The following is a 246-nucleotide window of genomic DNA, read 5'->3' as shown; positions in this document are numbered from 1 at the left end:
ATTGAGTTACAGGGTGAGGCACCTTGGATAGATAATCCCAAAGGGGAAGTATCTACAGATTTGAAAAATTGTTCTGATTTTTTAGCAAACAATCGTGTTATAGATGCAAAAAAAATATTAGATAAGTTAGAAGAAAAAAAGGATAGTTTCTCTAATCATGAGCTTGCCGAGTTCTATTATCAAAAAGCTGATATTTCCTCTTATGACGGTTTTTTTGATGAGGCAGAAAGCCTATATAAACTATCA

At 32.5% G+C, this 246-nt stretch carries 1 protein-coding gene; it reads left to right on the top strand.

The genetic code is table 11. The annotated features are described in order from the left end of the window. On the top strand, nucleotides 1-246 hold a 246-nt coding region (locus ACNQO6_RS18490), incomplete at both ends, for a hypothetical protein (protein ID WP_440209920.1).

This window comes from Acinetobacter calcoaceticus, from assembly GCF_051947995.1.
GTDB lineage: Bacteria > Pseudomonadota > Gammaproteobacteria > Pseudomonadales > Moraxellaceae > Acinetobacter.
This window is presented reverse-complemented; position numbering and strand designations above follow the sequence as displayed.